At 69.7% G+C, this 25796-nt stretch carries 17 protein-coding genes; 3 read left to right on the plus strand and 14 right to left on the minus strand.

Features of this window, described 5'->3' with window-relative positions; translation table 11 throughout:
* Positions 1-2 precede the first annotated feature (2 nt).
* The 11 genes from J7520_RS03600 to J7520_RS03650 form a co-directional block, all read right to left on the minus strand.
* Positions 3-1205, minus strand: coding sequence for a glycosyltransferase (locus J7520_RS03600; protein WP_291184085.1), 1203 nt, complete (start codon positions 1203-1205; stop codon positions 3-5).
* On the minus strand, positions 1195-2442 hold the full coding sequence (locus J7520_RS03605; protein ID WP_291184088.1) for a glycosyltransferase: 1248 nt from the start codon (positions 2440-2442) through the stop codon (positions 1195-1197). Before J7520_RS03605 ends, J7520_RS03600 begins: the two co-directional genes overlap by 11 nt.
* On the minus strand, positions 2439-3593 hold the full coding sequence (locus tag J7520_RS03610; RefSeq protein ID WP_291184091.1) for a glycosyltransferase family 2 protein: 1155 nt from the start codon (positions 3591-3593) through the stop codon (positions 2439-2441). The genes J7520_RS03605 and J7520_RS03610 overlap by 4 nt, the downstream gene beginning before the upstream one ends.
* Complete coding sequence (locus J7520_RS03615) at positions 3590-4381, minus strand: polysaccharide deacetylase family protein (protein WP_291184093.1); 792 nt, start codon at positions 4379-4381, stop codon at positions 3590-3592. Before J7520_RS03615 ends, J7520_RS03610 begins: the two co-directional genes overlap by 4 nt.
* Positions 4382-4394: 13 nt before the next feature.
* Positions 4395-5702, minus strand: coding sequence for an outer membrane beta-barrel protein (locus tag J7520_RS03620; RefSeq protein ID WP_291184096.1), 1308 nt, complete (start codon positions 5700-5702; stop codon positions 4395-4397).
* A 71-nt stretch (positions 5703-5773) separates the two neighbouring features.
* A complete protein-coding gene (locus J7520_RS03625; protein ID WP_291184099.1) occupies positions 5774-6541 on the minus strand; it encodes a polysaccharide biosynthesis protein in 768 nt (255 codons plus the stop codon).
* Complete coding sequence (locus J7520_RS03630) at positions 6538-8091, minus strand: XrtA system polysaccharide chain length determinant (RefSeq protein ID WP_291184102.1); 1554 nt, start codon at positions 8089-8091, stop codon at positions 6538-6540. Before J7520_RS03630 ends, J7520_RS03625 begins: the two co-directional genes overlap by 4 nt.
* Positions 8092-8131: 40 nt before the next feature.
* On the minus strand, positions 8132-8758 hold the full coding sequence (locus J7520_RS03635) for an XrtA/PEP-CTERM system exopolysaccharide export protein (RefSeq protein ID WP_291184105.1): 627 nt from the start codon (positions 8756-8758) through the stop codon (positions 8132-8134).
* Positions 8759-8892: 134 nt separating this feature from the next.
* Entirely contained in the window at positions 8893-9900 is a 1008-nt protein-coding gene (locus J7520_RS03640; protein WP_291184107.1) for an NAD-dependent epimerase, read from the minus strand.
* Positions 9901-10043: 143 nt separating this feature from the next.
* Positions 10044-11336 (minus strand): Vi polysaccharide biosynthesis UDP-N-acetylglucosamine C-6 dehydrogenase TviB, encoded by a 1293-nt coding sequence (gene tviB, locus J7520_RS03645; RefSeq protein WP_291184110.1) that lies wholly within the window; start codon positions 11334-11336, stop codon positions 10044-10046.
* Positions 11337-11434: 98 nt separating this feature from the next.
* Positions 11435-11977: a hypothetical protein gene (locus J7520_RS03650; protein ID WP_291184112.1), complete on the minus strand. Its 543-nt coding sequence runs from the start codon at positions 11975-11977 to the stop codon at positions 11435-11437.
* A 250-nt stretch (positions 11978-12227) separates the two neighbouring features.
* On the opposite strand from J7520_RS03650, the gene J7520_RS03655 reads away from it, so the two are divergent.
* The gene (locus J7520_RS03655; protein ID WP_291184115.1) at positions 12228-14687 is read left to right on the plus strand and encodes a winged helix-turn-helix domain-containing protein; all 2460 of its coding nucleotides are present in this window, start codon (positions 12228-12230) and stop codon (positions 14685-14687) included.
* A gap of 441 nt (positions 14688-15128) precedes the next feature.
* Entirely contained in the window at positions 15129-19592 is a 4464-nt protein-coding gene (locus J7520_RS03660; RefSeq protein WP_291184116.1) for a delta-60 repeat domain-containing protein, read from the plus strand.
* A gap of 156 nt (positions 19593-19748) precedes the next feature.
* Here the strand turns inward: J7520_RS03660 and glmU are convergent, their stop codons facing one another.
* Entirely contained in the window at positions 19749-21119 is a 1371-nt protein-coding gene (gene glmU / locus J7520_RS03665; RefSeq protein WP_291184119.1) for a bifunctional UDP-N-acetylglucosamine diphosphorylase/glucosamine-1-phosphate N-acetyltransferase GlmU, read from the minus strand.
* Positions 21120-21478: 359 nt separating this feature from the next.
* On the opposite strand from glmU, the gene J7520_RS03670 reads away from it, so the two are divergent.
* Entirely contained in the window at positions 21479-23080 is a 1602-nt protein-coding gene (locus J7520_RS03670; RefSeq protein WP_291184122.1) for a tetratricopeptide repeat-containing sulfotransferase family protein, read from the plus strand.
* A gap of 306 nt (positions 23081-23386) precedes the next feature.
* On the opposite strand, the gene asnB is transcribed toward J7520_RS03670, so the two are convergent.
* Together asnB and J7520_RS03680 are read right to left on the minus strand one after the other, a co-directional pair.
* A complete protein-coding gene (gene asnB / locus J7520_RS03675) occupies positions 23387-25081 on the minus strand; it encodes an asparagine synthase B (RefSeq protein ID WP_291184891.1) in 1695 nt (564 codons plus the stop codon).
* A 107-nt stretch (positions 25082-25188) separates the two neighbouring features.
* On the minus strand, positions 25189-25776 hold the full coding sequence (locus J7520_RS03680) for a hypothetical protein (RefSeq protein ID WP_291184125.1): 588 nt from the start codon (positions 25774-25776) through the stop codon (positions 25189-25191).
* Between the last annotated feature and the right edge of the window lie 20 nt (positions 25777-25796).

Here is a 25796-nt window from a genome sequence, read left to right on the forward strand (position 1 = left end):
TTTCAGCCGATTCTCGCGTAGACCGCCTCGGTGCGGCGGATCAGCGCGTCGATGCGGTAGTGCGTGCGTACCTGTTCCGACGCGGCGGCGGCGAGCCGCGCGCGCAGAGTAGCGTCCGTGCTCAGCGCCTGCATGCAGGCGGCCAGTTGCGCGGCGTCCTCGGAGCGGAACAGCAGTCCGGTGCGGCCGTCGGCGACGATCTCCGGATTGCCGCCGACGTCCGAGGCGAGCACGGCGCAGCCGGCCTCCATCGCCTCGAGCAGGACGTTGGACATGCCTTCCTCGCGCGAGGGCAGCACCAGGAAATCGGCAGCGGCCATCAACTGCCGGCTGTCGCTGCGTTCGCCGAGCAGGCGCAGGTCGCGTTCCAGCCCGAGCGCCGCGCTCTGCGCGTGCAGCTCGGCTTCGAGCGGGCCGCCGCCGGCGACCAGCAGCAGCGGCCGCTGCGCCGGCTCGATCCGCGCCAGCGCGTCGAGCAGCAAGGGCACGTTCTTGGCCGGCACCAGCCGGCCGACGAACAATCCCAGGCTGCGGCCGGGCGTGGCGCCGAGCTGCTCGCGCAGCGCGCCGCGGTCGACCGCGCGCGCCAGCGGCGCGATGCCGTTCGGGATCACCTCGATGCGTTCGAGCGGAAAGCCGGTGCGGCGCGCGGTCTCCTGCGCGCCGGCGCGCGCGTTGGACACCACCGCGTCGGCGCGCGCGAGGATCCAGCGCTTCAATCGCCACTGCCACGGCGAGTAGTCCAGGCACAGGCCGCGCACCGAGGCGACGAAGGCGCTGCCGCGCGCCGACCAGAGCACCGCGCGCACCCACAGTTCGGCGGTGAACGAAAAACAATGCACGACGTCGTAGCGACCGCGGCGCAGCGCGCGCGCGAGGTTCCAGGCGAAGCCCGCGTCGATGCGGCGGCGCTTGGGCAGCTCGATCACCTCGACGCCGGCGGCGATCAGCTCGTCGACGAGGAAGGAGCGCTTGCGGAAGTACATCAGCGTCGGCTGCCAGTGCGCGCGGTCGAGATTCTTCAGGAAATGCGCGATCTGGCGCTGGCTGCCGCCGACTTCCATCTCGTCGGTGACGATCAGGAGTTTCTTCGGCGCGGCTTCTTCGCCGGCCCGGCCGCGGGCGCGCGCGCCCGTCGCGAGCGATGCGGCGGAATGGCGCTGCGGCGGCGACGCCGCTTCCGGCACGGGGGTCTCAGCGCGCATGGGCCACCTGGCGGAACAGGTCGAGCAGCTTGCCGGCCTCGATGCGCGCGTCGAACTCGCGCTCGATGCGCTGGCGCGCCGCGCGGGCGACGCTGTCGCGCAGCTCGGCGTCGGCGAGGATGCGGCGCAGCGCCGCGGCGAGCGCGGCCGGATCGCGCTCGGCCACGAGCAGGCCGTCGTGGCCGTCGGCGACCAGTTCCGGGATGCCGGAGACGAAGGTGCTGACGACCGGCGTGCCGACCGCCATCGCTTCCATCAGCGCGACCGGAATGCCGTCGCGGTTGCCGTCGGCGGTCACCACGCTCGGCAGCACGAAGCAGGCGGCCTCGTGCAGCAGGGCGCGCACGTCGGCCTGCGGACGCGCGCCGAGCAGTTCGACGCGGTCGTGCAGGCCGTGCCGCGCGATCGCCGCTTCGAGTTCGGCCTGCTGCGGTCCTTCGCCGACGATGCGGCAGCGGAAGCGCACGCCGTCGGCGGCGAGCAGCGCCAGCGCCTCGATCAGCACGTCGAAGCCCTTGATCGGATCGAGCCGGCCGACCGCGGCGATCAGGTCGCCGGCGCGGCCTTCGCGACGGTAGGCGAACGCCGGCAGGTCGACGCCGCAGTGCACGACGTGCAGCCGCTCGCGCGCGAGCGGCGTGACGCGTTCGCTGAGCCAGTCGACGCCGTAGCGCGAGATCGTCACCGGAATGCTCGCCGTGCTGAGTTTCTCGTGCAGCAGATGATCGTCGACGAAGATGTCGTGCGCGTGCGCGGTGAAGCCGAACGGCTTGTCCAGCGCCTGCGCCAGCGCCATCGCGACGGTCGAGGGATAGGTCGCCCAGTGCGCGTGCAGCACGTGCGGATCGAAGCGTTCGATCCAGCGAAGGCGCGCGATGCCGCGGCCGAGCGCGACCAGCGACTTCGCCGCCGCCAGCGGCTCGCCGCGCAGGCGCCACAGGATGCGCAGCGCCGCCGCGCCGAACGCGAGCGGATGTCGCAGCCAGCCGCCGAGCTGGGCCGCCACGGCGCCCAGGCCGCGCGCCGGATGCTGCACGCGTTCGAGCAGGGGAACCGCTTCGGGCTGCACGAGCTTCTCGCTCGGCGGTTTCAGCGACAGGATGCGCACGTCGACGCCGGCGGCGACCAGGGTCGCGATCTCGCGCGCGATGAAGGTTTCCGACCAGCACGGAAACAGCGACACGACGTAGAGCACGCGCAGCGGCTCGGCGGTCGGTGCGCGGGTGGCGGCGCTCATGTCCGCTCCGCTTCGGCGTGGCGCGTGACCGACCACAGGTGCGCCGAGCCGCCACGCAGGAAATCGAACAGGCCGAGCACGGCGTAGCCGTTCATGCGCACGAAGGTGGCGGCGATGCGCAGCACCAGGTGACGCGTCAGCGACGGCCGCCATAGGCCGGCCAGCGCGGCCGCGTAGAAGCCGAGCTGGGCGAGCAGCAGCAAGAGCCATTTGGTCGAGGTCGGAGCCAGCTGCGCGTTCGTCAGCAGCACGACGAGGAGCAGCCACGGCGCCAGCAGGCGCAGCCACTTGTGACCCCACAGGCGCCAGCCGAGCGGATGTGTCCACGGCAGCAGCAGCGACGGCTGGCGCGCGATCAGCTGGAAGTTGCCGGCCAGCGTGCGCCGCTTGCGTCGCGCTTCCAGTTCGGCGTCGCCGGACGGACGGTCCCAGGCGCGCGCGTCGGCGGCGAACACCACGCGCGCGCCGCGACGCGCGATCTCGAGCGGAATCCACAGGTCGTCGAGGATCAGGCCGGGCGGAATCGCCGGCAGCAGCGAACGCCGCGCCGCGTACAGCGCGCCGCTGACGCCGACCACCGAGCCGCTGTCGGCCTCGCTGCGGCGGATCAGCTTCTCGTAGCGCCAGTAGAAGTCGACGCCGCCGGCGAAGTCGCCCTCGCCGCGTTCGAACATCAGCTCGCCGCTGACCGCGCCGACCGACGGATCGGCCAGCGGACGCAGCAGTGCGCGGATCGCGTCGGCTTCGATGCGCTGGCGCACGTCGGTGAACACGACGATCTCGCCGTCGAGCCCGGCGACGAGGTCGCCGAGGCAGGCCGACTTGCCGCGCCGCTGCGGAAAGACGTGCACGGTCACGCGCGGGTCGTCGCATTCGCGCAGCAGGGCCGCGGTCAGATCCTCGGAGCCGTCGGAGGCGATGTGGATGCGCAGGCGGTCGGCCGGATAGTCGAGTGCGCGCAGGTTGGCGAGCTTGGCCGGCAGCTCGGCCGCCGCGTTGTAGGCGACCATGACGAGGTCGACGCGCGGCTGCCAGTCCGCCGCGTCGACCGGGCGCGGCGCGTAGCGCGCGCGCAGCCGCATGGCGAGCGCGTAGCCGACGAAGGTGTAGCCGAGCGCGAGCGCGCTGGCGAGGAAGGCCAGCCGCGTCATGCCGGACTCCGCGCTTGCCCGAGCAGCCGCGCGCGCAGGCGCTCGTAGCCGCGGTCGCCGAGCGTGCGCTTGGCGAGGTCGAGCGCGGCGTAGCGCAGCCGTGCGCGCGAGAGGCCGCGGCCGGCGAGCCAGCCTTGCAGCGTGGCGAGGTCGAGCTGCGCCGTCACCGCCATGCGCGGCAGCACGTGCGCGGCGGCGTCGCGGATGCCGCCCGGCCGGGAACTCAGCACGTGCGTGTAGCCGCACTCGCGCGCGGTCTCGGCGAGCTGCGCCGGCATGCGGCCGCCGGGCGGCGCGAGCAGGCGCACGCGGCGGCCGATGCGGTCCTCGATCTCGGTGCGCGAGCGCGTCAGGTCCTCGCGCAGTTCGGCCGGCGTCAGTTCGGTGAAGTAGCGATGGTCCCAGCCGTGCGACTGGATCGACAGGCCCTGGTCGGCCATCTCGCGCAGCTGTGCCCAGCTGGCGAAGCCGCGCGTGCCGACGCGGCCCGGATTGACGAAGAAGTCGGCGCCGACGCCGGCGTCGAGCAGGGCCGGCGTCGCCAGCGTGTAGTTGCTGAGGTGGCCGTCGTCGAAGGTCAGCAGCGTAGCGGCGGGCTTGCCGCCGGCGAGCCAGTCGCGCGCGCTGGCGCCGCCGCCGCGCCGCGCGAGTTCGGCCAGGTGCGCGGCGAACTGCGCCGTGGTCACGCTGTAGTGCGCGTCCTGGCCTTCGCTCGGGCTGCCGGCGCCGCTGAGCGCGTGATACATCAGCGCGATCCGGCGGTCGGCGTAAGGGGTCGGGGAAGTCATGCCTGCGGCCGTCTCAGCGCTGGAAGGTCACCGCCAGCATGATCGAATTCTCGCGATAGCTGTTGTTCGGCGTATCGCTGTCGCGGCGCTCGTGGCGCGCCTGCAGCGACCACAGCCAGTGGCGCGAGCGCCGGTAGTTCAGCGAGGCGCCGTAGGCGAGGTCGTCGTCGGTGCGCGAGATCTGCGTGTAGCGGCGGCGCTCGCCGCCGACGTTGGCGTCGATCCACAGCGTCGGCAGGAAGAAGTAGCCGGCGTCGACGTAGAAGCCGGTCGAGTGCTGGTTGAAGCCGATGTCGGTGGCGTCGACCAGGACGTAGTCGAGCTCGCGCCAGAACGGCGCGACGCTGAAGTAGTACTTGTCCTCGCGATGGCGCACGTCGAGGTTGACGCGCTTCTCGACGTAGACCTGCGGCGTCAGCACCGAGCCGTTGATGCCGCTGCCGATGCCGGTGTTGCGGATCTGCTCGGGGCTGAAGACCAGGTCCTGGGCGGCGTCGGAATACTGCCGCGCGAGCCAGATGCCGACGCTGGTGGCCGGCGTCGGCGACCAGCGCGCACTCGCGCGCAGCAGCGCGCCGGAGCGCGAGCCGTCGTTGCGCAGGTCCAGGTGGCTGTAGCCGAGCGCGCTCTCCAGCGTGAAGCTGCGGTTGCTGCGCTGGTAGCCGACGTAGGCGTCCTGCCGCTCGTAGTCGAACGGCCGCGACGCGGCGCGGTCGTAGCGCACCTGCGAGCCGGTCGCGTTGGCGCTCAAGGTGTCGGTCGGCGTCAGCGTGTAGAGCAGCGCGGCGAGCGCGGAATAGCGGTCGCTGTTGAACTGGTTGCTGGTGTCGGCGTAGGTGTTCGTGTAGCGCACGTCGAACTGGCCGTGCAGCGCCTCGCCGAACTTCGCGTGCAGGCTCGGGCCGGTGGTGAAGACGTTGGTCTGCTGCTGGTTGGACGGCGCGTTGCTCTGCAGCGCGTTGACCGGCTCGCGCCCGGCGTTGTCCTGGAAGAACCAGTCCAGCCGCTCGGGCAGCAGCGTCCACACCGCGGTGCCGGCGAGCAGGGTGTGCAGTTCGTCGCCGAAGCGGCCGTGCAGGTAGTCGCGGTATTCGAGCGAACCGGCGACGTTGGCCCGCAGCGTCGAACCCTTCTGGTTGACGGTGAAGTCCAGCCTCGGCGCCAGCACGTCCTCGCTGACCGGATCGTGCTCGCTGTAGTTGATGTTGTCGCTGTGCTTGAGCGACACGCCGACGGAATAGTCGAGCACGGGTTCGGCCGCCGCGGTCGAGGCGGCGAGCGCGAGGCCGAGGGCCGCGGTGAGAGCACTGCGCTTGGGCATATCCGGTCTCCCTCCATCCGTCCGCGGCGATCGCGGCCCGGGTTCGATCGCGAATGACGCGCTCGCAGTGATCAAGGCAACTGGTTGAATACGACGCCGGCGAAACGGTTCGGGTCGAACGCCGCCGCCGCCTGCGCGATCGCCGCCGGCGTGTCGCGGCCGTAGCCGGCGACCAGCACGACGAAGTCGGCGAGCTCGGACAGGATGCGTGCGTCCGGCGAACCCTTGGTCGCCGGACCGTCGAGGAACAGGTAGCGGTCCGGATAGCGGCAGCGCAGCGAATCGAGCACCGCGCGCATGCGGAACGAGGAGAAGTACTCGCCCGTCAGCTCGCGCGGCTTGCCGGCCGGGATCAGGCGCAGGCGCGGAATGCCGGTACGGTAGATGATCGGTTCGACGCCGATCGCCGGATGGTCGAGGTAGTCGATCAGGCCGGGGCCGGCTTCGATGCCGAGCGCCTTCTGCTGCGCCGGGTGGCGCGGGTTGCAGTCGATCAGCAGCGCGGTCTTGGCCTCGTCGAAGGCGAACGCGGCGGCGAGGTTGCGCGCGACGAAGCTGCCGCCGCAGCCGGAGCTGACCGGCACGACCATGGTGACGAAGTTCTGGTCGCCGCCGAGGGCGAGCAGGCGCGTGCGGATCTCGCGGAACGCGTCGGCCTGCATCCGCGCGGTGTCGTCGCGGTGGATCAGGCGGCGCTCGTCGAGCTGGCGTGCCGACAGCTCGCGCGATTCGCTCATGCGTGCGATCGAGCGGCTCGCGGCGCGGCGCTCGGCGAGCTGGCCGACGCTGCTGCCGGGCTCCAGCGGATCGGACAAGGGCGCGTTCTCGTCGGCCGTCACGGCAGCACCTCCATGCGCACCCAGTACATCATCACGTAGGCGATGCCGACCGCAGCGATGATCGCCAGCAGCAGCGTGCCGTGCACGAAATTGCGGCGGCGGTCGCCCGGCGTGGCGTAGACCGGAATCGTCGCCAGCACCGGCACGCCGGCCATGCGCTCGATCTGCGCCGCCGAGCGCGCGCGCGGATCGAAGCGCGCGTAGCCGAACAAGAGGCCGAGCGGCAGCACGATGCCGAGGCCGAGGCCGGCCATCGCGAAATGCATCATGCGCAGGCCGGACGGGCGCAGCGGCATCACCGCCGGCTCCTGGATGCGGAAGGTCAGGCCCTGCTGCTTCTGGTCGAGATCCATCGATACGCGCGCGTTCTCGCGGCGCTTGAGCAGGTCCTGGTAGATGTCGCGGTTGACCTCGTAGTCGCGCGTCAGCTCCGACAGCGCGTTCTCGGAGCTGGCGATGCGCTTGCTGCGCTCCAGTTCGTCGTTGAGCATGGTCTGGCTGGCGGCCAGGCGCGAAGCGGTGGCGCCGTGGTTGCGGCGCACCTCGTTGAGCTTGCTGCGCAGCTCCGTGTACAGCGGGTTGTACTGCACGGTGTTGTCGATCGAGGACGGATTGGCGGCCTTCGCGGTCGACTTCTGCGCCTCGTTGCGCTTGAGCGCTTCCTGCAGGTCCTGCATCTGGTGGCGGATGCGCACGACGTCCGGATAGTCGTCGGTGTAGGTCAGCAGCAGCTTGTCGAGCTGGCCCTGCAGCTCGGCCAGCTGGGCGCGGATCTGGCCGTCGCGCGTCTGCACCGCGGTGATTTCCGACTCGCCGGAGACCTGCGCCACCAGCGCACCCTCGCGCGAGGACTGTTCCATCATCTCCATGCGCGCCTGCTCGACCTGGCTGCGCAGCTGGGCGATGCGCGCGTTGCTGTCGGCCTCGCCGCCCGGGCGGGCGTCGACGTTCGCTTCGCGATAGGCCTTCAGCTTGTCCTCGGCGTCGGTCAGCTTCTTGTGGTACGCCTCGACCTGGCCGTTGATGAAGTCGAACGCGTTGCGGCTCTCGCGCTCCTTCGCGGCCAGGCTTTCCTGGATGAAGGATTCGGCCAGCCGCTGCGTGACGCGGTACGAACGGGCCGGGTCGCCGTCGGCGTAGGAGATCTCGATCAGGTTGTCGCGCGGGCTGGTGATCTTCGTGCGATTGGTGATCGACTCGATCATGCGGTCCTGCTCGACCGGCGACGGCGGCGGCTGCCGCGCCATCCAGCCGCCGACGTCGAGGATCTCGCCCATGACCTTGCGGCTGAAGATGACCTCGCGTGCGATCGAGGCGCGGTCGGCCACCGTGGTGGCGACCGCGCGGCCTTCCATCAGGCCGGTGACGATGTTGCTTTCCTGCACCAGGATCGTCGTCGAGGACTCGTAGCGCTTCGGCCAGGTGGCGCCGATCACCAGCGCCGCCAGCGCGATCAGCGCGAACAGCGTGCCGAGGGTCAGCATGCGTCGCCGCGCCTCGGTGAGGAGGATCGGGGCGAGTTCGCCGAGTGGAGCCAGTGAGGTGGCCATGGGGATTCGCTGATCGCTGGGCTACGCCGCGGGGCGCGTGTCAGAACACGCGCTCGGGCACCGTGATGACGTCGCCGGGTTGGGCCGGGTAGTTGGTCGCCAGATCGCCCTTCTGCAGGATGCGGTCGAGCCGCACGGCGTAGGACTTGGTCGCGCCGTCGCCTTCCTTGCGGTACAGCTCGGTGCGGTCGGCGGCGGCGAAGTCGGTGGTGCCGCCGGCGGCGAGCACGGCGTCGAGCATCGTCATGCCCTGGCGATACGGCACCGAGATCGGCTGGCGCACGGCGCCGGTCACGCGCACGCGCGAGAGGTATTCGTGGCTGCGCAGCTCGGTCAGGATCACCGCCACCTGCGGATCGCGCACGTAGGTCTTGAGCTTCTCGGTGATCGCCGAGGCGACTTCCTCGGGCGTCTTGCCGCCGGCGGGAATGTCGCCGACCAGCGGCACCGAGATCATGCCGTCGGGACGCACCGGCACCTTCGCGTTCAGGTCCGGGTTGTGCCAGACCGACACTTCGAGAATGTCGTCGACGCCGATGTGATAGACGTTGACGGCCTGTGCTTCGGGATTGACCGGCGGCGGGGCCGAACTGGTGCCGCCCCCGGTGGCGCAGGCGGATAGCAGCAGAACGACCAGCAGGGCAAGGACTTGGGTGCAGCGGCGCATGACTCCCCCTTCCCTAAAAAGTGTGAATTGTTTCACATTTTACCCGCTCTCTGCGGCGCCGCAAGCGGAGCCGGTTCCCGCGGAGCGCCGTCTGCCGCAGCGGGAGGCGGCAGACGACTTTCTTAACAATTCGCCTAGGTGCGGTAGAACTCCCGATACCAGTCCACGAAGCGCCCGACGCCGACTTCGACCGGCGTGGCCGGCGAATAGCCGGTGTCGCGCGACAGTTCCTCGACATCGGCGTAGGTGTCCGGCACGTCGCCCGGCTGCAGCGGCAGCAGGATCTTCTCGGCCTTGCGCCCGAGCTTGCTCTCGAGCACCTCGATGTAGTGCGCCAGCTCGACCGGCTGATGGTTGCCGATGTTGTAGACGCGGTACGGCGCCGCCGAGGAAGCCGCGCTCGGATCGAGCGGGTCGAAGGCGGGGTCGCCGCCGGGAACGCGGTCCAGCGTGCGGATCACGCCTTCGACGATGTCGTCGACGTAGGTGAAGTCGCGCGTGTGCTTGCCGTGGTTGAACACCTCGATCGGCTCGCCGGCGAGGATCTTGCGCGTGAACAGGAACAGCGCCATGTCCGGCCGGCCCCACGGGCCGTAGACGGTGAAGAATCGCAAACCGGTCGTCGGCAGCGCGTAGAGATGGCTGTAGGTGTGCGCCATCAGCTCGTTCGCCTTCTTCGTCGCGGCGTACAGGCTGACCGGATGGTCGACCGAGTCGCGCACCGAGAACGGCAGCTTGCGGTTGGCGCCGTAGACCGAGCTGGACGAGGCGTAGACGAGGTGTTCGACGCCGCCGTGGCGGCACGCTTCGAGCACGTTGATGAAGCCGACCAGGTTCGCCTCGATGTAGGCGTACGGATTGGTCAGCGAGTAGCGCACGCCGGCCTGCGCGGCGAGGTTGACGACGCGCTGCGGACGGAAATTGGCGAACGCCTTCTCCAGCGCCGGACGGTCCTCCAGCGAGGCGCGCACGAAGCCGAACTTCGCGTGCGGCGTCAGCCGCGCCAGGCGCGCTTCCTTCAGCGTCGGATCGTAGTAGTCGTTGACGTTGTCGTAGCCGAGCACCTCGTCGCCGCGCGCGAGCAGGCGTTCGCTCAGGGCCGATCCGATGAAGCCGGCGGCGCCGGTGACGAGGATGCGCATGATGGTGTTCTCGTTGAGGTTGCCTGAATGTTCCGACGCCGCGTTCCTGCGTCGTGCCGGCGCGAGCCGGGATCCATCGTGCTCCGAATCGCACGGTGCAGGAAGCGAAATCGACTCCGGCGTGCGCCGGAGCCGGGTGAATCTCACAACCGATCGTCGACCTGTTCCCGCGGCAGCGCCTGCTTGACGTCGAACAGCACGCTGCCCGGCTTGCCGAGCGCGCGGATGCCGTCCGCACCGAGCTCGACGAACTGGTGGTGCGCGACCGCCAGGATCACCGCGTCGTACTGGCCCGCCTTCAATTCCGATACGAGATCCAGCCCGTATTCATGACGCGCCTCCTCGGCGCTGACCCACGGATCGTAGATCTCGACGTTGGCGTGATAGCTGGCGAGTTCGGCGACCACGTCGACCACGCGCGTATTGCGCAGGTCCGGGCAGTTCTCCTTGAAGGCGAGGCCGAGCACCAGGATGCGCGCGCCGGCGGCGTGGATGCGCCGCTGCGTCATCAGCTTGACCACCCGGTGCGCGACGTGTTCGCCCATGCCGTCGTTGATGCGGCGGCCGGACAGGATCACCTCGGGGTGGTAGCCGATCTGCTGCGCCTTGTGCGTGAGGTAGTACGGGTCCACGCCGATGCAGTGGCCGCCGACCAGGCCCGGCTTGAACGGCAGGAAGTTCCACTTGGTGCCGGCCGCGGCGAGCACTTCGCTGGTGTCGATGCCGAGGCGGTGGAAGATCAGCGCCAGTTCGTTGATCAGCGCGATGTTGAGGTCGCGCTGGGTGTTCTCGATGACCTTGGCCGCCTCGGCGACGCGGATGCTGGAGGCCTTGTGCGTGCCGGCGGTGACCACCTGCCGGTACAGCGCGTCGACGAAGTCGGCGGTTTCCGGCGTCGAGCCCGAAGTCACCTTCAGGATCGTCTCCAGGCGATGCTGCTTGTCGCCGGGATTGATGCGCTCGGGGCTGTAGCCGGCGTAGAAGTCGACGTTGTACTTCAGGCCCGATTCGCGCTCGATGATCGGCACGCAGACCTCTTCGGTCGCGCCCGGATAGACGGTCGATTCGAACACCACTACGCCGCCGCGGCGGATCGCCTTGCCGACCGTGCGGCTGGCCGATTCGAGCGGGCGCAGGTCCGGGCGCTTGGCGTCGTCGATCGGCGTCGGCACCGTCACGATGAAGACGTTGCAGGCGGCGAGGTCGGCCGCGTCGGCGCTGAAACGCAGCTGCGACGAAGCCTTCAGCTCGTCCGGCGTGACTTCCAGGGTGTGATCGCGGCCTTCGCGCAGTTCCGCGATGCGCGCGCCGTTGATGTCGAAGCCGAGCGTGGGCAGCTTGCGCCCGAAGCCGACCGCGAGCGGCAGACCGACGTAGCCGAGGCCGATGACGGCGACGCGCGTGGCGTCGGGACGGGGCAGGGCGGCGGCGTCCATCGCGGGCTTCCGAATCGAGGGGGGCGCAAGTCTAGCAGGCTGTCGGCAACCGGCCCGCTCCAGCGATTCAAGGAGGATTCGCCGTCGGCGACGCGGCATCAGTCCGTACTGTGCGGCACCAGCAGCCAGGCAGTACGGCAGCCGGACAGCAGCAACAGGATCGGCGCGCTGGCCAACAGCGAACCCGCCATCGACAGCAGGGCGGACGGGGACATCGTCAGGCTCGGCCGCGCGAGCAGCAGCAGGCTCGGCGCCAGCACCAGCCGGTTGCCGAGGATCGAGAGACCGAATCGGCGCGCCAGCATGCCGCGCGGGGCGCCGCTCGCGCTCGCGCGCCGCATGATCAAAAGACTCTGTCCCGCGCGCAGGAGGCCCGCCGCGCTGATCGCCGCGATGACGATGCCGAGATTGTCGGCCGGCACGTGCGGCACCAGCATGACCAGCGACAGGATCAGGACGACCAGGAAATCGCTCAGAGTCTGCCGCGCCAGGGCCTGCAGGGTGGGATCGCCACGCAGTCCAAGCGTGCGGATGTTGAAGGTCAGCGCGACGAAGACGAGTCCTACCAGCCCGCCGCTGACCTGCGCGATGGCGCTGAAGTAGCTGTTGAACGAGGCGACGAACTCGGCGATCGGGTCCATGCGGGAAAATCCTAGCACGCCGACTCGAGTCCTCTCCGCTCGCGTCGACGCCGGCCGCGGTGCGCTTTTCGGACATGTGGAGGGTGCGTCGACTCCGGTAGAGTGCGCACGCAGGTTCGGGATTTGCAGAGTTCCGAGCGTTTCGGGGAGGTCGGGTACTGGTGGGCGATTCCGCACGAGCGACCCAGCGGGAAATCACGCCTGAATCCACCCTTCCCATCGAAGTCGTCGTGCAAGAGCATCTCCGGTAATGGCTGTCGCTTTCAACGCGGGTGAGCGCCCGATCGAACATCGGTTCGCGCAGTTTCGTTTGATTCCCGCCGCGCGCGAGCTGTGGAAAGACGGGCAGCTTTGCCACACCCCGCCGCTCGTGTTCGACTGCCTCGTCTACCTGTTGGAAAACCGGCAGCGCATGGTTGGGCGCGACGAGCTGGTGTCGGCGGTCTGGGGCAGGGTCGACGTCGCCGACCAGCAGGTCAGGCAGCTCATCCAGCGCGCGCGTCAGGCGGTCGGGGACGAGGCCAGGAGCCAGCACGTCATCCGCACCGTCTCGGGCAGCGGCTACCGCTGGGTCATGGCGATCGAGAGCGCCGAAGCGCCGGTCGATGCGGCGTCGACGGCGAGTTCGGCCGCGTACGCGCCGCCGGCCCTCGAACCCGCGGCGCAGGATTGGGCGCCGGATTTTCGGTCGGACGTGCCCGCTGCGAGCTCGCCGTCGCCGAGCCCGGCATCCGAGCCGGATGCGCGGCCGCTTCGCAGGCGCGCACCCGCGTACGCCGGGAAGGCGGTGATGGTGGCTGGCGTGCTGGCGCTCCTCGTCGCCGCATTCGTCTACTGGCACGAGCGCCGGGCCGGACCCGCGCGGCCGCCGCAAAGTCCCGGCGTCGCGTCGCCCGCGCTCGCCGTCCTGCCGCTCGAAGTGACGGGGCCGCTCGACGCCGGCTGGGTCCGGCTCGGCGCGATGGATCTGATCGCGCAGCGCCTGCGCAGCACGGGCATGCCGGTGAGTCCGAGCGACAACGTCGTTTCGGCCACGCTCGCGGTCGGCGAGGCGGATACGCCCGAGCGCCTCGCCAAACTGCGCGCCACGCTGGGCGCCGCCACGCTCGTGCAGGGGGCGGCGGTCAAATCGGCGGCCGGCTGGCAAGTCGATCTGAGCGCGGTTTCCGCCGACGGCCAGCGCCGCACGGCGCAGGCGCAGCGGCCCGACATCGTGGAGGCCGCGCGCGACGCCGCCGATTTGCTGCTGGTCACGCTCGGGATGGAGCCGCCGCCGCGCGAGGAGAACAGCCGCGACGACCTCGACTGGCTGTTGCAGCGCGCACGTGCGGCGCTGCTGGTCAATCAGCTCGATGCGGCGCGTTCGATTCTCGCCGGCGCGCCCGAATCGCTGAGCCACGATCCGCGCGTCCGCTTCGCCGCGGCACGGATCGAACAGCGCGCCGGCAAGCTCGACGTGGCGGAGAGCGCTCTGCGCGCCTTGCTCGGCGATCCGGCGCTCGCGGCGGATGCGGACACGCGCGTGGACGTGTTGATGGCGCTCGGCGACGTCGAGATGTCGCGCGTCGACTGCGCCGCGGGCGAACGGTTTTTCGATAGGGCGCTGAACGGACCGCAAGACCGCAGTACGGCGCGCCACGGCAAGGCGCTTTCGACGCGCGCCACCGCGAGAGCGTGCCTGTCGCGTTTCGACGATGCCATCAAGGACCTCAGCGCGGCCGGTCCGCTGCTGGATGCCGCGGGCGATCGGCTCGGACGCGCGAATCTGAACAATCATTTCGGCCTGTTGGAGCTGTACCGCGGCCGCCCGGCGCAGGCCGTCGGCTATCTCGAGTCCGCGCGCGCGATTCATCAGTCGTTCGCGAGTGTCTACAACGTCCGCGGAGATCTCGCCCTGCTCTGCAGCGCGTTTTCCCAGCTGTTGCGCTGGCCGCAGGCGCTGGACGCGAGCGCAGCTCTGTGGGCGATGCACGGACAGGTCGACGATGCCAGTACGCTCTATCTGATGGCGGGCGTGCGGGCGCGCGTCCTGGTTGCGACCGGGCAATACCGGGAAGCAGAATCCCTGCTGCGCGGCGTCGAAGCCGCGCATCCCGAAGGCGGCGACAAGCCGCTCGCATTGACGTTTCACGAGGCCAAGGCAGACCTGTTCTGGGCGCGTGGGGATGCGACGCGGACGATCGCCGCGATCGACGCGGCGTGGAACCTCATCCCGCCCTCGAAAATGCGCGACGACGAGGACCTCTATACCGTTCTGTTGCGGCAGCGCGCCGCGTTCTCGCTAGGTCAGGCCGCGTCCGACGACTCGCGCCTGGGGGTGCCGGGGATCGAGTCGAATGCGGCGGCCGTGGTCCCCCTGCTCGTCGCGCAGGCCGAACGCGACGATCGCGCGGGCCGTTTCGACGAGGCCGAAGCCGGTTTCCGCAAGGCCGTCGCAAGCGCGGAGGCGCGCGACGTTCCGGCTAGCCTGGTGCTCGCGGTGGATGCCTATGCGCGCTGGCTGCTGGCGCGCGGTCGCCTCGACGAGGCGCGCGAAACGGCGGGGCGCATTTCCGCATGGGCCGATCGCGACTTCGACAGCGCGCTGCTGCAGGCCATCGTCTTTCGCGCGAGCGGCGCGAAGGCGGCCTGGCAGGAATCCCTGCGCCGCGCGAGCGCGCTGGCGGGGGAGCGAGAGCTGCCCGCGGCGGCGGAGGGCGAGGTTCCGTAGGTCCGCTCGATCTGCGGACGAGGGGGCGCGCGGTTTCGACGTCGATGCCGTGTCGCAGCACGGATGGGGCCGGATTGCCCTTTCGGAGCGGCGCTCATACGCCGATTCGATGTTGTGCGCTGCGGCATCGTTGATGACGGCAATCGCGCGGCGACGACCAGACGACGGCGCAACGACGGCCTCCGGCTCGACTCGTCCCATGATCGCGCCGCGAAAAGAGGGCCGGGTATCCGTCGAGCGCATGCCGCGGCATGCGATCCCGACGGCCGCTCGCCCTCGCCTACCGACATCGAGACGCCAGCCCCAGGGAGCCGCAACGTGAAAGGTTCGTCAGAAAATTCATCCGGTTGTTCCGAGCGCGCGCGCAGCCCGCGCCGGCTTCGACAGCCGAGCCTCCAGCGCGGCCGCCGGATCTGGTGCGGCCTGGCGACGCTGTTGGGGGTGTGGCTCGGAAGCGCCGCCGCGCTGGCGCAGAGCCTGGTCGATCCCTCGTTCGTTCCGTCGACGAACGACGTCGCTTACGCGTCCACGCTCGCCGTGCAGGCCGACGGCAAGGTCGTCATTCCGGTCATCTCGAGCTCGCTCGGCACGGCCAGCCTGCGGCGCCTCGGCACGGACGGCTCTTTCGACGCGACGTTCGCGCCGGTCGACCTCGACCGCGAGCCGCAAGGCCTGCTGGTTCAGCCCGACGGCAAGATTCTCGTCTTCGGGGCGGGGCTCTCCACGGTCGGCGGGCGGGCGGTGCAAGGCATCGCTCGCGTCAATCCGGACGGCTCCGTGGACGGCGGCTTCACGACGCCCACCATTCAGGGGCAAGGCGTAAGGAGAGCCGCGCTGCAGCCCGACGGAAAGATTTTGATCGGCGGGAAATTCTTCAAAGTGGGCACCGTCGAGGTGCATCACCTCGCGCGGCTCAACGCCGACGGCTCGTTCGACCCCGGTTTCGTCACCACGAGCCTGCCCGCCGGCACGTCCAGCGACGGCGTCTTCGGTCTCTCCCTGCGCGCGGACGGCAAGATCGTGATCGGCGGCTGGTTCATGGCTTCGGGGACGAGCGAGCTGTCCACTCTGCTGCGTCTGAACGCCGATGGCTCCGTCGACAAGAACCTCACCGCGATCAGCGGTCTTGCGCAAGTCGGCGGGGCGACGCTCGCGCTGCCGGACGGCCGATTACTGGCCAGTGGCTCCAACGCTTTCTCGGAGAACGCGCTCGTGCGCTTGAATGCGGACGATTCGCTGGACACGATGTTCAATCCCACCTTCGGCGAGAAGATCGGCGGCTTCTTCGTGCAGCCGAACGGCAAGATCGTCGTCTCGGGCCTGTTCTCCACCGTGAACGGCCAACCGCACAACTACATCGTGCGTTTGAACGGCGACGGATCGACCGACAATGGCTTCGATCCGCAAGGCAACAGCATCGACACGTACTACGTGACGTCGCTGGCCGCACAGGCGGACGGAAGAATCCTGATCGCCGGCACCTTCCAGTACGTGGGAGCGACGCCGCGCCCTGGCCTCGCGCGGCTGCTGGTGTCCGAGCCCGCGACAGCGCGGCTGCAGTTCGGCGCATCGCGCAGCGAAGTGCAATGGCAGCGCGGCGGATCCGGCATGGAGCTTGCGCGCGCGAGCTTCGAGTCGTCCGTCGACGGCGTCGCGTGGCAAGGCCTCGGCGAAGCGGCGTGGAACCAAGGCACCTGGACGCTCGGCGGAGTGATTCTGCCTTCCAGCGGCAGCCTTTGGCTGCGCGCCCGCGGTAGCGCATCGACGGGCGGTGCGATGGATAAGGGTTTCAGCGGATCGATCATCGAGTCGACACGGCAGATGGTCGCGACGGTGACGCCGTTCGCCGGCGCAGGCGGCTCCATTTCGCCGTCCGCGCCGCAGTTCGTCGACACGGAGCTGCCGGCCAGCTTCACGCTCACGCCGTCCGCCGGTCAACAGGTTCTCGGCGTGAGCGGAACCTGCGGCGGCAGTCTGAGCGGAAACACCTACACGACGCTGCCGCTGAACGCCGATTGCACGGTGGTGGCGAGCTTCACGTCGGCGGACAACTTCGTCGTCACGCCGACCCTCGTTTCCGGCCGCGGCTCCGTTTCCCCGCAGACACCGCAAGGCATCGCGCCCGGCGGCCGTGCGAGCTTCACGCTGACCCCGGACACGGGATCTGCCATCGACAGCGTCGGCGGAACCTGCGGCGGAAGCCTCGACGGCGCGGTCTACACCACCGACGCCGTCAGCGCGAACTGCACGGTCGACATCCGCTTCTCCGTCGTCACCGTGACCGCGACGGTGGCGGTCTCCGGCGGCCACGGTTCGATCTCGCCGACGGCGCGGACCGTCGACTACGGCAGCACGGCGACGTTTTCGGTGATGTCCGACTCGGGCTACAACGCGAACGTCAGCGGCTGCGGAGGCACGCTGTCGGGCGGCCTCTACACCACGGCACCGCTGACGGCGGACTGCACGGTGAGCGCGAGCTTCAGTTCGTTCATGGCCGTCGGCGACCTGGAGGTCTGGGTCTCCAAGGTGGCCGACGAAGGCACGATGCCGGACCCCTGCTTCACGCAGCAGAACACGCAACTGACGGTCGCCAAGGGCGAGCGGGTGGAATACTGCGGGCGCTTCACCAATCACAGCGACCGCGCGGTCAGCCGCTGGGTCGTCTATCGGGACGCCCTGAACGGCGTCGTCAATCCGATGAGTCTCGCGGTCGGCGGTGGCGGCTTCAGCTATCCAATCCAGCCGGGCGAAAGCATGCTGTTCGTCGGCGACAGCGACTCGGTACTCGAGACGACCGATCTCGCCGTGACCTACACGGCCCTCGGCATCGGTTCGTTCACGGACTTGCCGCGGTACGCCGTCGACGACGGCGCTCCTTTCGAGGCGATGAACCTGTCGGCCTCGCACAATGCCGTCGACCTGGGACTGATGCGGCAGGGCACGACGCGAAGCGTCGAGCTGCCGTTCTCCTTCAATTTCTACGGCATGCCCGTCGACCGCCTCTGCATCGGCAACGACGGTGTCGTGCAGCCGGCCCTGCGGACCTGCAGCGAACCGCCCGACCTGATCACGCCGATGCTGATCATGCCGGCGCTGCGCATCTCGAACTTCGGATACATGACGGGCGACTTCGGCCGCTACGGAAGCTACGCGGGAGGAAACGTTTACTACGAAATCCAGGGCAAGGCGCCGCGCCGGCGCGTGGCGATCGAGTGGCGAAACAAAGAGGTCGCCGGAACGAGCGGCGCCGGCGTCACGTTCCAGACGCTCATCGACGAGGCCAGCAGCGCGATCACGTTCCAGTACGTCTCGATGGGTACCGACGATCCGGCCGCCGCCGATGGCAACGGCACCCTCGCGGGGCTTCATCTGACGCAGGGCTTCTCGCAAATCTATCCGAGCGGTCCGCTGCTGACGAACGGCAAGGCGATTCGCTGGACGCCGACGACGCAGCCGTTCTCCGCCGTCGCGAAGGCCAGCGCGCGCATCACGGTGGTGGCGCCCGACGTCGCTGTCGACCCGCCAGCCGTTGCCGCTACCAGCCCCTTGGGAGGCAATGCGACGATCGAGTTGAACATCGCCAACCGCGGCAATGCGGCGCTCGACTGGCGGCTCGCCGCCGGCGGCGACGGACGTGGCTTCCGGATCGCGCAGAGCCATTCAGGCGCATTGACGAGTCCTGCTGCGCTGTCGGGCGGTGCCGGTCGGGTCGGATCGGCGGTGCCGACACGACGCCCTGCGCTCGAGGGGCGGCCGGCATCCGCGTCTTCTCTTTCCGCCATCGCCCCGGAAACGCGGACGAACATCGCCGACTTGCAGGTGCCTGCGTACGGACACGCGACCGACGGCGTCAACAGCGACACCTCCAGCCCGGTCGTGCTCGATGCGGCCGCGCCTTCGGTCGTCTCGCCCACTGCGCTTGGAAGCCACGGTTTCATTACCGCGCCCATTTATACCTTCGCGTTCGCCGACGACCGTTTCGATCGGCTCTACGAGCTGACCCTCGGCGCCTGCGGCAGCGACGCGGGCTGCGTCGGTCCGTACCTGCGCCTGGACGGCATCGCCGCTGCGACCGATCCGAACAGCAGCGACAACGCGTTCGTGCTGGCGGGGGCGCAGATCGTGCCTTGGGCCGGGTTCGACGCGCGCTATCAGCAGTGGCGCGGCATGAAGTGGGACACCGCGACGCGGACGCTCTACGCCGTCGCGTCGGATTGGTTTCCCTTCGGGCTGACGCCGCCGGCTCCGCCCTATCGCAGCGATCTGTACGCGATTTCTGCGCTCACCGGCGTCGCCACGCACGTCGCGCGAATCGACGACATCAGCAGCGACGGCACCGTCATCGCCGACATCGCGATCGACAACCACGGCAACCTGTACGGCCTCGACATGCTGACCGACTCGCTGGTGGCGATCGACAAGACCTCGGGCCACGTGCGGACGATCGGCTCGACCGGACTCAACGTATACCTGTGGGACATCCAGTCGATGGATTTCGACGGCACCACCGGCGCGCTCTACTACGCCACCTGGACACAGGACTCGACCGTCGGAGCGCAGATGTTCGTGCTCGACACGAAGACGGGCTCGGCGAATCTGCTCGGCGTCATCGGAGACGGCCACAATGGCGTGCGCGGCCTTTCGATCGCGAAGCCGCGCGGTCCCTGCGTCGACGCCGACGCGGTGCCGTGGCTGTCGCTCGATCGCACTGAAGGCAGCGTGGCCGCGGAAAATTCCGCTGCCGTCGCGATCCGGTTCAACGCGATCGGTCTGGCGCAAGGCGTCTATCGCGCGAACCTCTGCGTCGACAACAACACGCCGTACAAGCGCCAGATCGTGGTGCCGGTGACGTTTACCGTCGCTTCCGGCGACAGCATCTTTAGGGACGGTTTCGAAGCGAATTAGGATCCTGTTTTCCCTTCTCCCGCTTGCGGAAAAGGTGCCGAAGGCGGATGAGGGGAAACGAAGCGCAGCGCTCCGGCTTCCCCTCCCCCGCGCCTGCGGCGCGACCTCTCCCGCAAGCGGGAGAGGTCCAGTGCAAGAACATGAACCAAAGATGCGCTAGCCGGATTTCTTCTTCGGCCGCTGCCAGCCCGGCACCGTCGTCTGCCGCGCGCGCGCGACGGTCAGCTCGCCGGCCGGCGCGTCGTGGCCGATCACCGAGCCGGCGCCGATGGTCGCGTCCCTGCCGATCTTCACCGGCGCGACCAGGGCCGAGTTGGAGCCGATGAAGGCGCCGTCTTCGATCGTCGTCGGGTGCTTGTTCACGCCGTCGTAGTTGCAGGTGATGGTGCCGGCGCCGACGTTGACGTGGGCGCCGATCTCGGCGTCGCCGAGATAGCTGAGGTGGTTCGCCTTCGAGTTCTCGCCGAGGCGCGCCTTCTTGGTCTCGACGAAGTTGCCGACGTGCGCGCCGGCGCCGAGTTCGGTGCCCGGGCGCAACCGCGCGAACGGGCCGATGTCGCAGGGACCGTGGGTGACGACGCCGTCGAGGTTGCAGTGCGAATGCACCACCGTGCCGGCGGCCAGGGTCGAGTTGCGCACGCGGCAGAACGGCCCGATGCGCACTTCGTCGCCGAGTTCGACCAGGCCTTCGAGGATCACGTCGACGTCGATCTCGACGTCGCGGCCGACGCGCACGTCGCCGCGCACGTCGAAGCGCACCGGGTCGGCGAAGCGCACGCCGGCGGCGGCCAGGTGCGTCGCGCGCAGGCGCTGGTAGGTGCGTTCGAGCGCGGCGAGCTGCCACGGGTCGTTGGCGCCGAACACCTCCTGTGCGTTGATGCACAGGCTCGCCTCGGCCGGCTCGCCTTCGTCGTTGGCCTGCGCGAACACGTCGGTGAGGTAGTACTCGCGCTGCGCGTTGTCGTCGGACAGATTGTCGATCCACACGCGCAGGCGGCGCGCGTCGGCGGCGAGGATGCCGCTGTTGACCCAGGTGATCGCGCGCTGCTCGGCGCTGGCGTCCTTCTCCTCGACGATCGCGCGCACGCGGCCGATGCCGTCGCGCACGACGCGGCCGTAGCCGTAGGGATTCTCGAGCTGGGTGACCAGCGCGGCCAGCGGCGACTCCAGCGCGAGCAGCTTGCGCAAGGTGTCGACGCGGATCAGCGGTACGTCGCCGTAGAGGATCAGCACGCGCGCTTCTTCCGGTACGCGCGGCATCGCCAGCTTGACCGCATGGCCGGTGCCGCGCTGCTCGGGCTGATGCACCCAGTCCAGGTCGCCGAGATCGGTCAGCGCGGCCTTCACCTGCTCGCCGAGATGGCCGTAGACCAGGTGGATGCGCGCGGGCTGCAGCGCGCGCGCGGCGTCCAGCACATGCGCCAGCATCGGCCTGCCGGCCAGCGGCATCAGCACCTTCGGTTTGGCCGATTTCATCCGCTTGCCCTCGCCGGCGGCGAGGACGATCACGTGCAAAGGACTGGTCACTGGGATTCCCTGTCGAGACGTGGGACGCATTCTAGGTGCGATCGTCCGTGATCGCGACGACTGGAGAGGCGCCCGGTCGGTGCAGGAATCGCAGTCGGAAGGCCCACCGGCGGCCATCCATGGCCGCACTTCTCGATCCGGTGCGATCGGCCGTGATCGCGATGACCCAGGGAAGGACCTCCACTCGGCGCGGAAATGGCATTCGGAGGGGATTCCCTTGGCCATCCGCGGCCGCGCCCTCGGCAAGGCGCATCGCCTCGTGGACGTCGGCCCGTTGCGCGGCGGCGGACGCATGCTCGTCGCCCGCGGCGGTCCCTAGTAAGCTGAAATGCTTTCCCGATACGGAAGCGATTCGCGCGATGACCGCTGCGCTCGACCCCTCGACATCCGGCGACCGGCGCCTCGACGGCCTCGGCGCTTCGGCGCTGCTGTTCCTGCGCCAGGGCGAGCGCAGCTTCGACGCCGGCGACTACGGCGCGGCCGAACGCTGTTTCGCGCAGGCCCGCCGCGAGGCGCCGGAGCACGCCGAGCCGATGCGGCTGCACGCGCTCGTGCTGCAGCGGCTGCAGCGGCCGGCCGAGGCGGTCGCGTTGCTGCAGCAGGCGGTTCAGCGTCGTCCGGACGACGCGCTGATCCACGACGCGCTCGGCAGCGCGCTCGGCGAGATCGGCCGGACCGACGCGGCGCTGGATGCCTTGCGCCGCGCTTGCGCGCTCGACCCCGGACTCGCGTCGGCCTGGGCGAATCTCGGCAACGCGTTGACGCTGGCGGGTCGCACCGAGGAGTCGGAAGTGCCGCTGCGGCGCGCACTCGAACTCGCGCCCGCGCTGCAATCGGCGCGCTTCCTGCTCGCCGAGGCGCTGATGATGCTCGGCCGCGTGGAGGAATCGGCCGAGCAGTATCGCGAGCTGCTGCGGCGCTACCCGCATTCCGGCCAGGCCTGGTGGGGACTGGCCAACCTGAAATCGGTGAAGCTCGGCACGGACGACGCGCGCGAACTCGGCGCGCTGGTGCAGCGGTGCGACCTGCCCGACCACGAACAGCTGACGGCGCGCTTCGCGCTGGCCAAGGCACTCGACGATAGCGCGCGCCACGCCGACGCGTTCCACGCCTACGTCGAGGCGAATGCGTTCGCGCGGCGCGGCTTCCGCTGGGATGCGGCGGGATTCGAGCGTTGGCTGGAGCGCGTGACGACGAGCTTCGAACGCGCGGCGGTGGAGCCGCCGGATATGGAATTCGGCCGCGAAGTCGTTTTCATCGTGGGCTTGCCGCGCTCGGCCTCGACCCTGACCGAGCAGATCCTCGCCGCGCATCCGCAGGTCGAGGGCGCCAGCGAACTGGTCGACCTGGGCGTCGTCATCCGCGAGGAATCGCGCCGCCGCGCGCGCGACTTCCCGGATTGGGTCGCCGATGCCGATGCCTCCGACTGGCGTCGCCTCGGCGAACGCTATCTCGAGCGCACCGCGCGCTGGCGCACCGAGCGCCCCCGCTTCACCGACAAGGCGCCGAGCAACTGGATGCTGACCGCCGCGATCCGGCGCATGTTGCCCGGCGCGCGCATCGTCGACTGCCGGCGCGATCCGGTGGAGACGTGCTGGTCGTGCTTCCGCCAGATCTTCTGGCGCGAGCACGAATACAGCTACCGCCTCGAGGATCTCGCCGCGTACTGGCGCCGCTACGATGCGGCGATGCGGCAGTGGGGCGCGCAGTGGCCGACGCGCATCCGCGCACAGGTGTACGAGGAACTGCTGGCCGATCCGGAAGCGCAGACGCGTGCACTGCTCGAGTTCTGCGACCTGCCGTTCGATTCCGCCTGCCTGCGCCCGCACGAGGCCACGCGCAGCGTGCGCACCGCCAGCGCGGCGCAGGTGCGCCAGCCGCTGCGGCGCGACACCGCGCGCACGGCGCGCTACGGCGACCTGCTCGATCCGCTGCGGCGCGCGCTGGGGCGCGGGCGCTGAGGCATCATCGATTCGAGCGGAGGCGTTGGCTGTTCATTCTTTCTGCGCGTTGCGCAAAGAGCGCCCTCACCCCGGCCCTCTCCCGCAAGCGGGAGAGGGAGCGTGGAGCGTTCCTCTGAATACGAAGGCACGGCTACACGCCCCGTCCCGTCGCGCGGAAAGACCGGCTTTCACCTCTCCCGCTCGCGGGAGAGGTCGCGCCGCGGGCGCGGGTGAGGGGAGCTCGGAGTGCAGCGTTCCACTTGCTCCATCCACCTCGCACGCCCGCACCCGCAGCGCGCCACGAACAGCCGCCGGATAATCGCCTCAGGAAGCCACTTTGGCGGAGGCCGCATCCTCTTGCTCCGCTACGTGCACGCGCCGGATCGCGCGTCCCGACGGATCGGCGTTGCCGGCGAACTCCTGCGACCAGCGATAGGCGGTCGGCGTCGAGCAGGCGATGCTCGGGCCGCCGGGCACCAGGCGCGCCGCGTTCTCGCCGGGGAAGTGCTTTTCGAACAGGGTGCGGTAGAAATACGCCTCCTTGCTCGCCGGTGGATTGATCGGGAAGCGCTGCGCCGCGATCGCCATCTGCGCGTCGCTGACCTGCGCTTCGGCGTGGGCCTTCAGCGAATCGATCCAGTTGTAGCCCACGCCGTCGGAGAACTGTTCCTTCTGCCGCCACAAGATCGCGTCCGGCAGCAGGCCGCGGCCGGCCTCGCGCAGGATGTGCTTCTCGATGCGGCCGTCGACCGGGCGCTTGGCCGACGGCGCCGTGCGCATCGCCGCGTCGAGGAAGTCGCGGTCGAGGAACGGCACGCGCGCTTCCACGCCCCAGGCCAGGGTCGACTTGTTCGCGCGCAGGCAGTCGTAGGAATGCAGCGCGTCGAGCTTGCGCACCAGCTCCTCGTGGAACTCGCGGTCGTTCGGCGCCATGTGGAAGTAGAGATAGCCGCCGAAGATCTCGTCGGCGCCTTCGCCCGACAGCACCATCTTGATGCCCATCGCGCGGATGCGCCGCGCCAAGAGGTACATCGGCGTCGAGGCGCGGATGGTGGTGACGTCGTAGGTCTCGATGTGGTGGACCACGTCGGACAGCGCGTCGAGTCCTTCCTGCACGGTGAAGTGGAACTCGTGGTGCGCGGTGCCCAGGTGCTCGGCGACGGTTCTCGCCGCGGCGAGGTCGGGCGAACCGGCGAGGCCGATCGAGAAGGTGTGCAGGCGCGGCCACCAGGCCTCGGAGCGGTCGTCGTCTTCGATGCGGCGCGCGGCGAAGCGCGCGGTGATCGCGGCGATCAGCGAGGAGTCCAGGCCGCCGGACAGCAGCACGCCGTAAGGCACGTCGGTCATCAGGTGGCTGTGCACGGCGCGCTCGAGCGCGGCGCGCAGCGCGCTGGCGTCGGCGGGGCCGTGCTCGACCGCGTCGAACTCGCGCCAATCGGGCCGGTAGTAGGTCGCCGGCGCGGCCATCGCGCGCGTCTGGTAGCTCCCGGGCGGGAATTCCTCGACGCTGACGCACACGCCCTGCAGGCCCTTCAGTTCGGAGGAGACGTATAGACGTCCATCCGCATCGCGGCCGACGTACAGCGGGACGATGCCGATCGGATCGCGCGCGATCAGCCAGTCGCCAGCCGCCTTGTCCCACAGCGCGAACGCGAACATGCCCTTCAGCTCGTTGAGGAATCCGGCGCCCTGCGCGCGATACAGCGGCAGGATCACTTCGCAGTCCGAATCGGTGCGGAACGGATAGCCGCTGGCGAGCTGGGCGCGCAGCTCGCGGTGGTTGTAGATCTCGCCGTTGACCGCGAGCACCTGGTCGCCGTCGCTGGACAGCAGCGGCTGCGCGCCGTTGTTGACGTCGACGATGGCCAGGCGCTCGTGCGCGAGCACGGCGCGTTCATCGGCGTAGACGCCGCTCCAGTCGGGGCCGCGGTGGCGCAGCACACGCGCCTGGCGCAACGCCAGCGCGCGCAACGCTTCGGCGCCGCCGGCCGGATCGAAGATGCAGAAGAAGCCGCACATGCCGATGGATCCCGGATCGAGGAAACGCAAGCTCACTACGCCGCGGTCGGCGCTGTCAAATGGAGAATGCCCATGAGCGCACGCCGGTTACCATTGCGGGCGGTGCGTCAGCGCGACGGCGGCCGGGCCGCCGACGACGTGACGTCCAGCGCCTTGCCGTCGACCTGTTCGAAGCGGAACGCATAGTCGAGATGGAAAGGCAGCGCGCGCTCGCGTTCCTGGTACTCGGTCCAGACCGTGCCGTCCGCGTCGGCGGTCTGCACCGGCACGCGCGTGCGTTCGATCAGCGGCGAGAAGCGCCATTGCGCGCAGGCCATCCGGACGCTGCCGAAGAAGGGGTCGCCGGCGGTCGCCGCGGCGGCGTCGAGCGCCTGCACCTCACGGACGCGACCGGCGGGATCGACGATCAGGCGCACGCGAATCGAATGCGGCGGCAAGCGCTCGGCAAGCAAGGCCGACGGATACTCGGGCAGAAGGTTGTCCGTCGCGGCGACGGGCGATTCGTAGCGGACTTCGTCGGAATGCTCGTAGCGGTCGCCGGCGTCGGCCGGAAGCTGCTGTGACAGCACGGCGCCGTCGCGCGGTTCCGTCGGGCGCCGCGGAGCATGGCTGCACGCCGCGAGCGACAGGAGCGCCGACGCGAACAGCGTGGCCGTGCGTGCGCCATTGGGCGCGCGATGTGCGGAAGTCGGCATCGCCCGATGGTAGCCGCACG

This window comes from Dokdonella sp. (genome assembly GCF_017744955.1).
Classification (GTDB): Bacteria; Pseudomonadota; Gammaproteobacteria; order Xanthomonadales; family Rhodanobacteraceae; genus Dokdonella_A.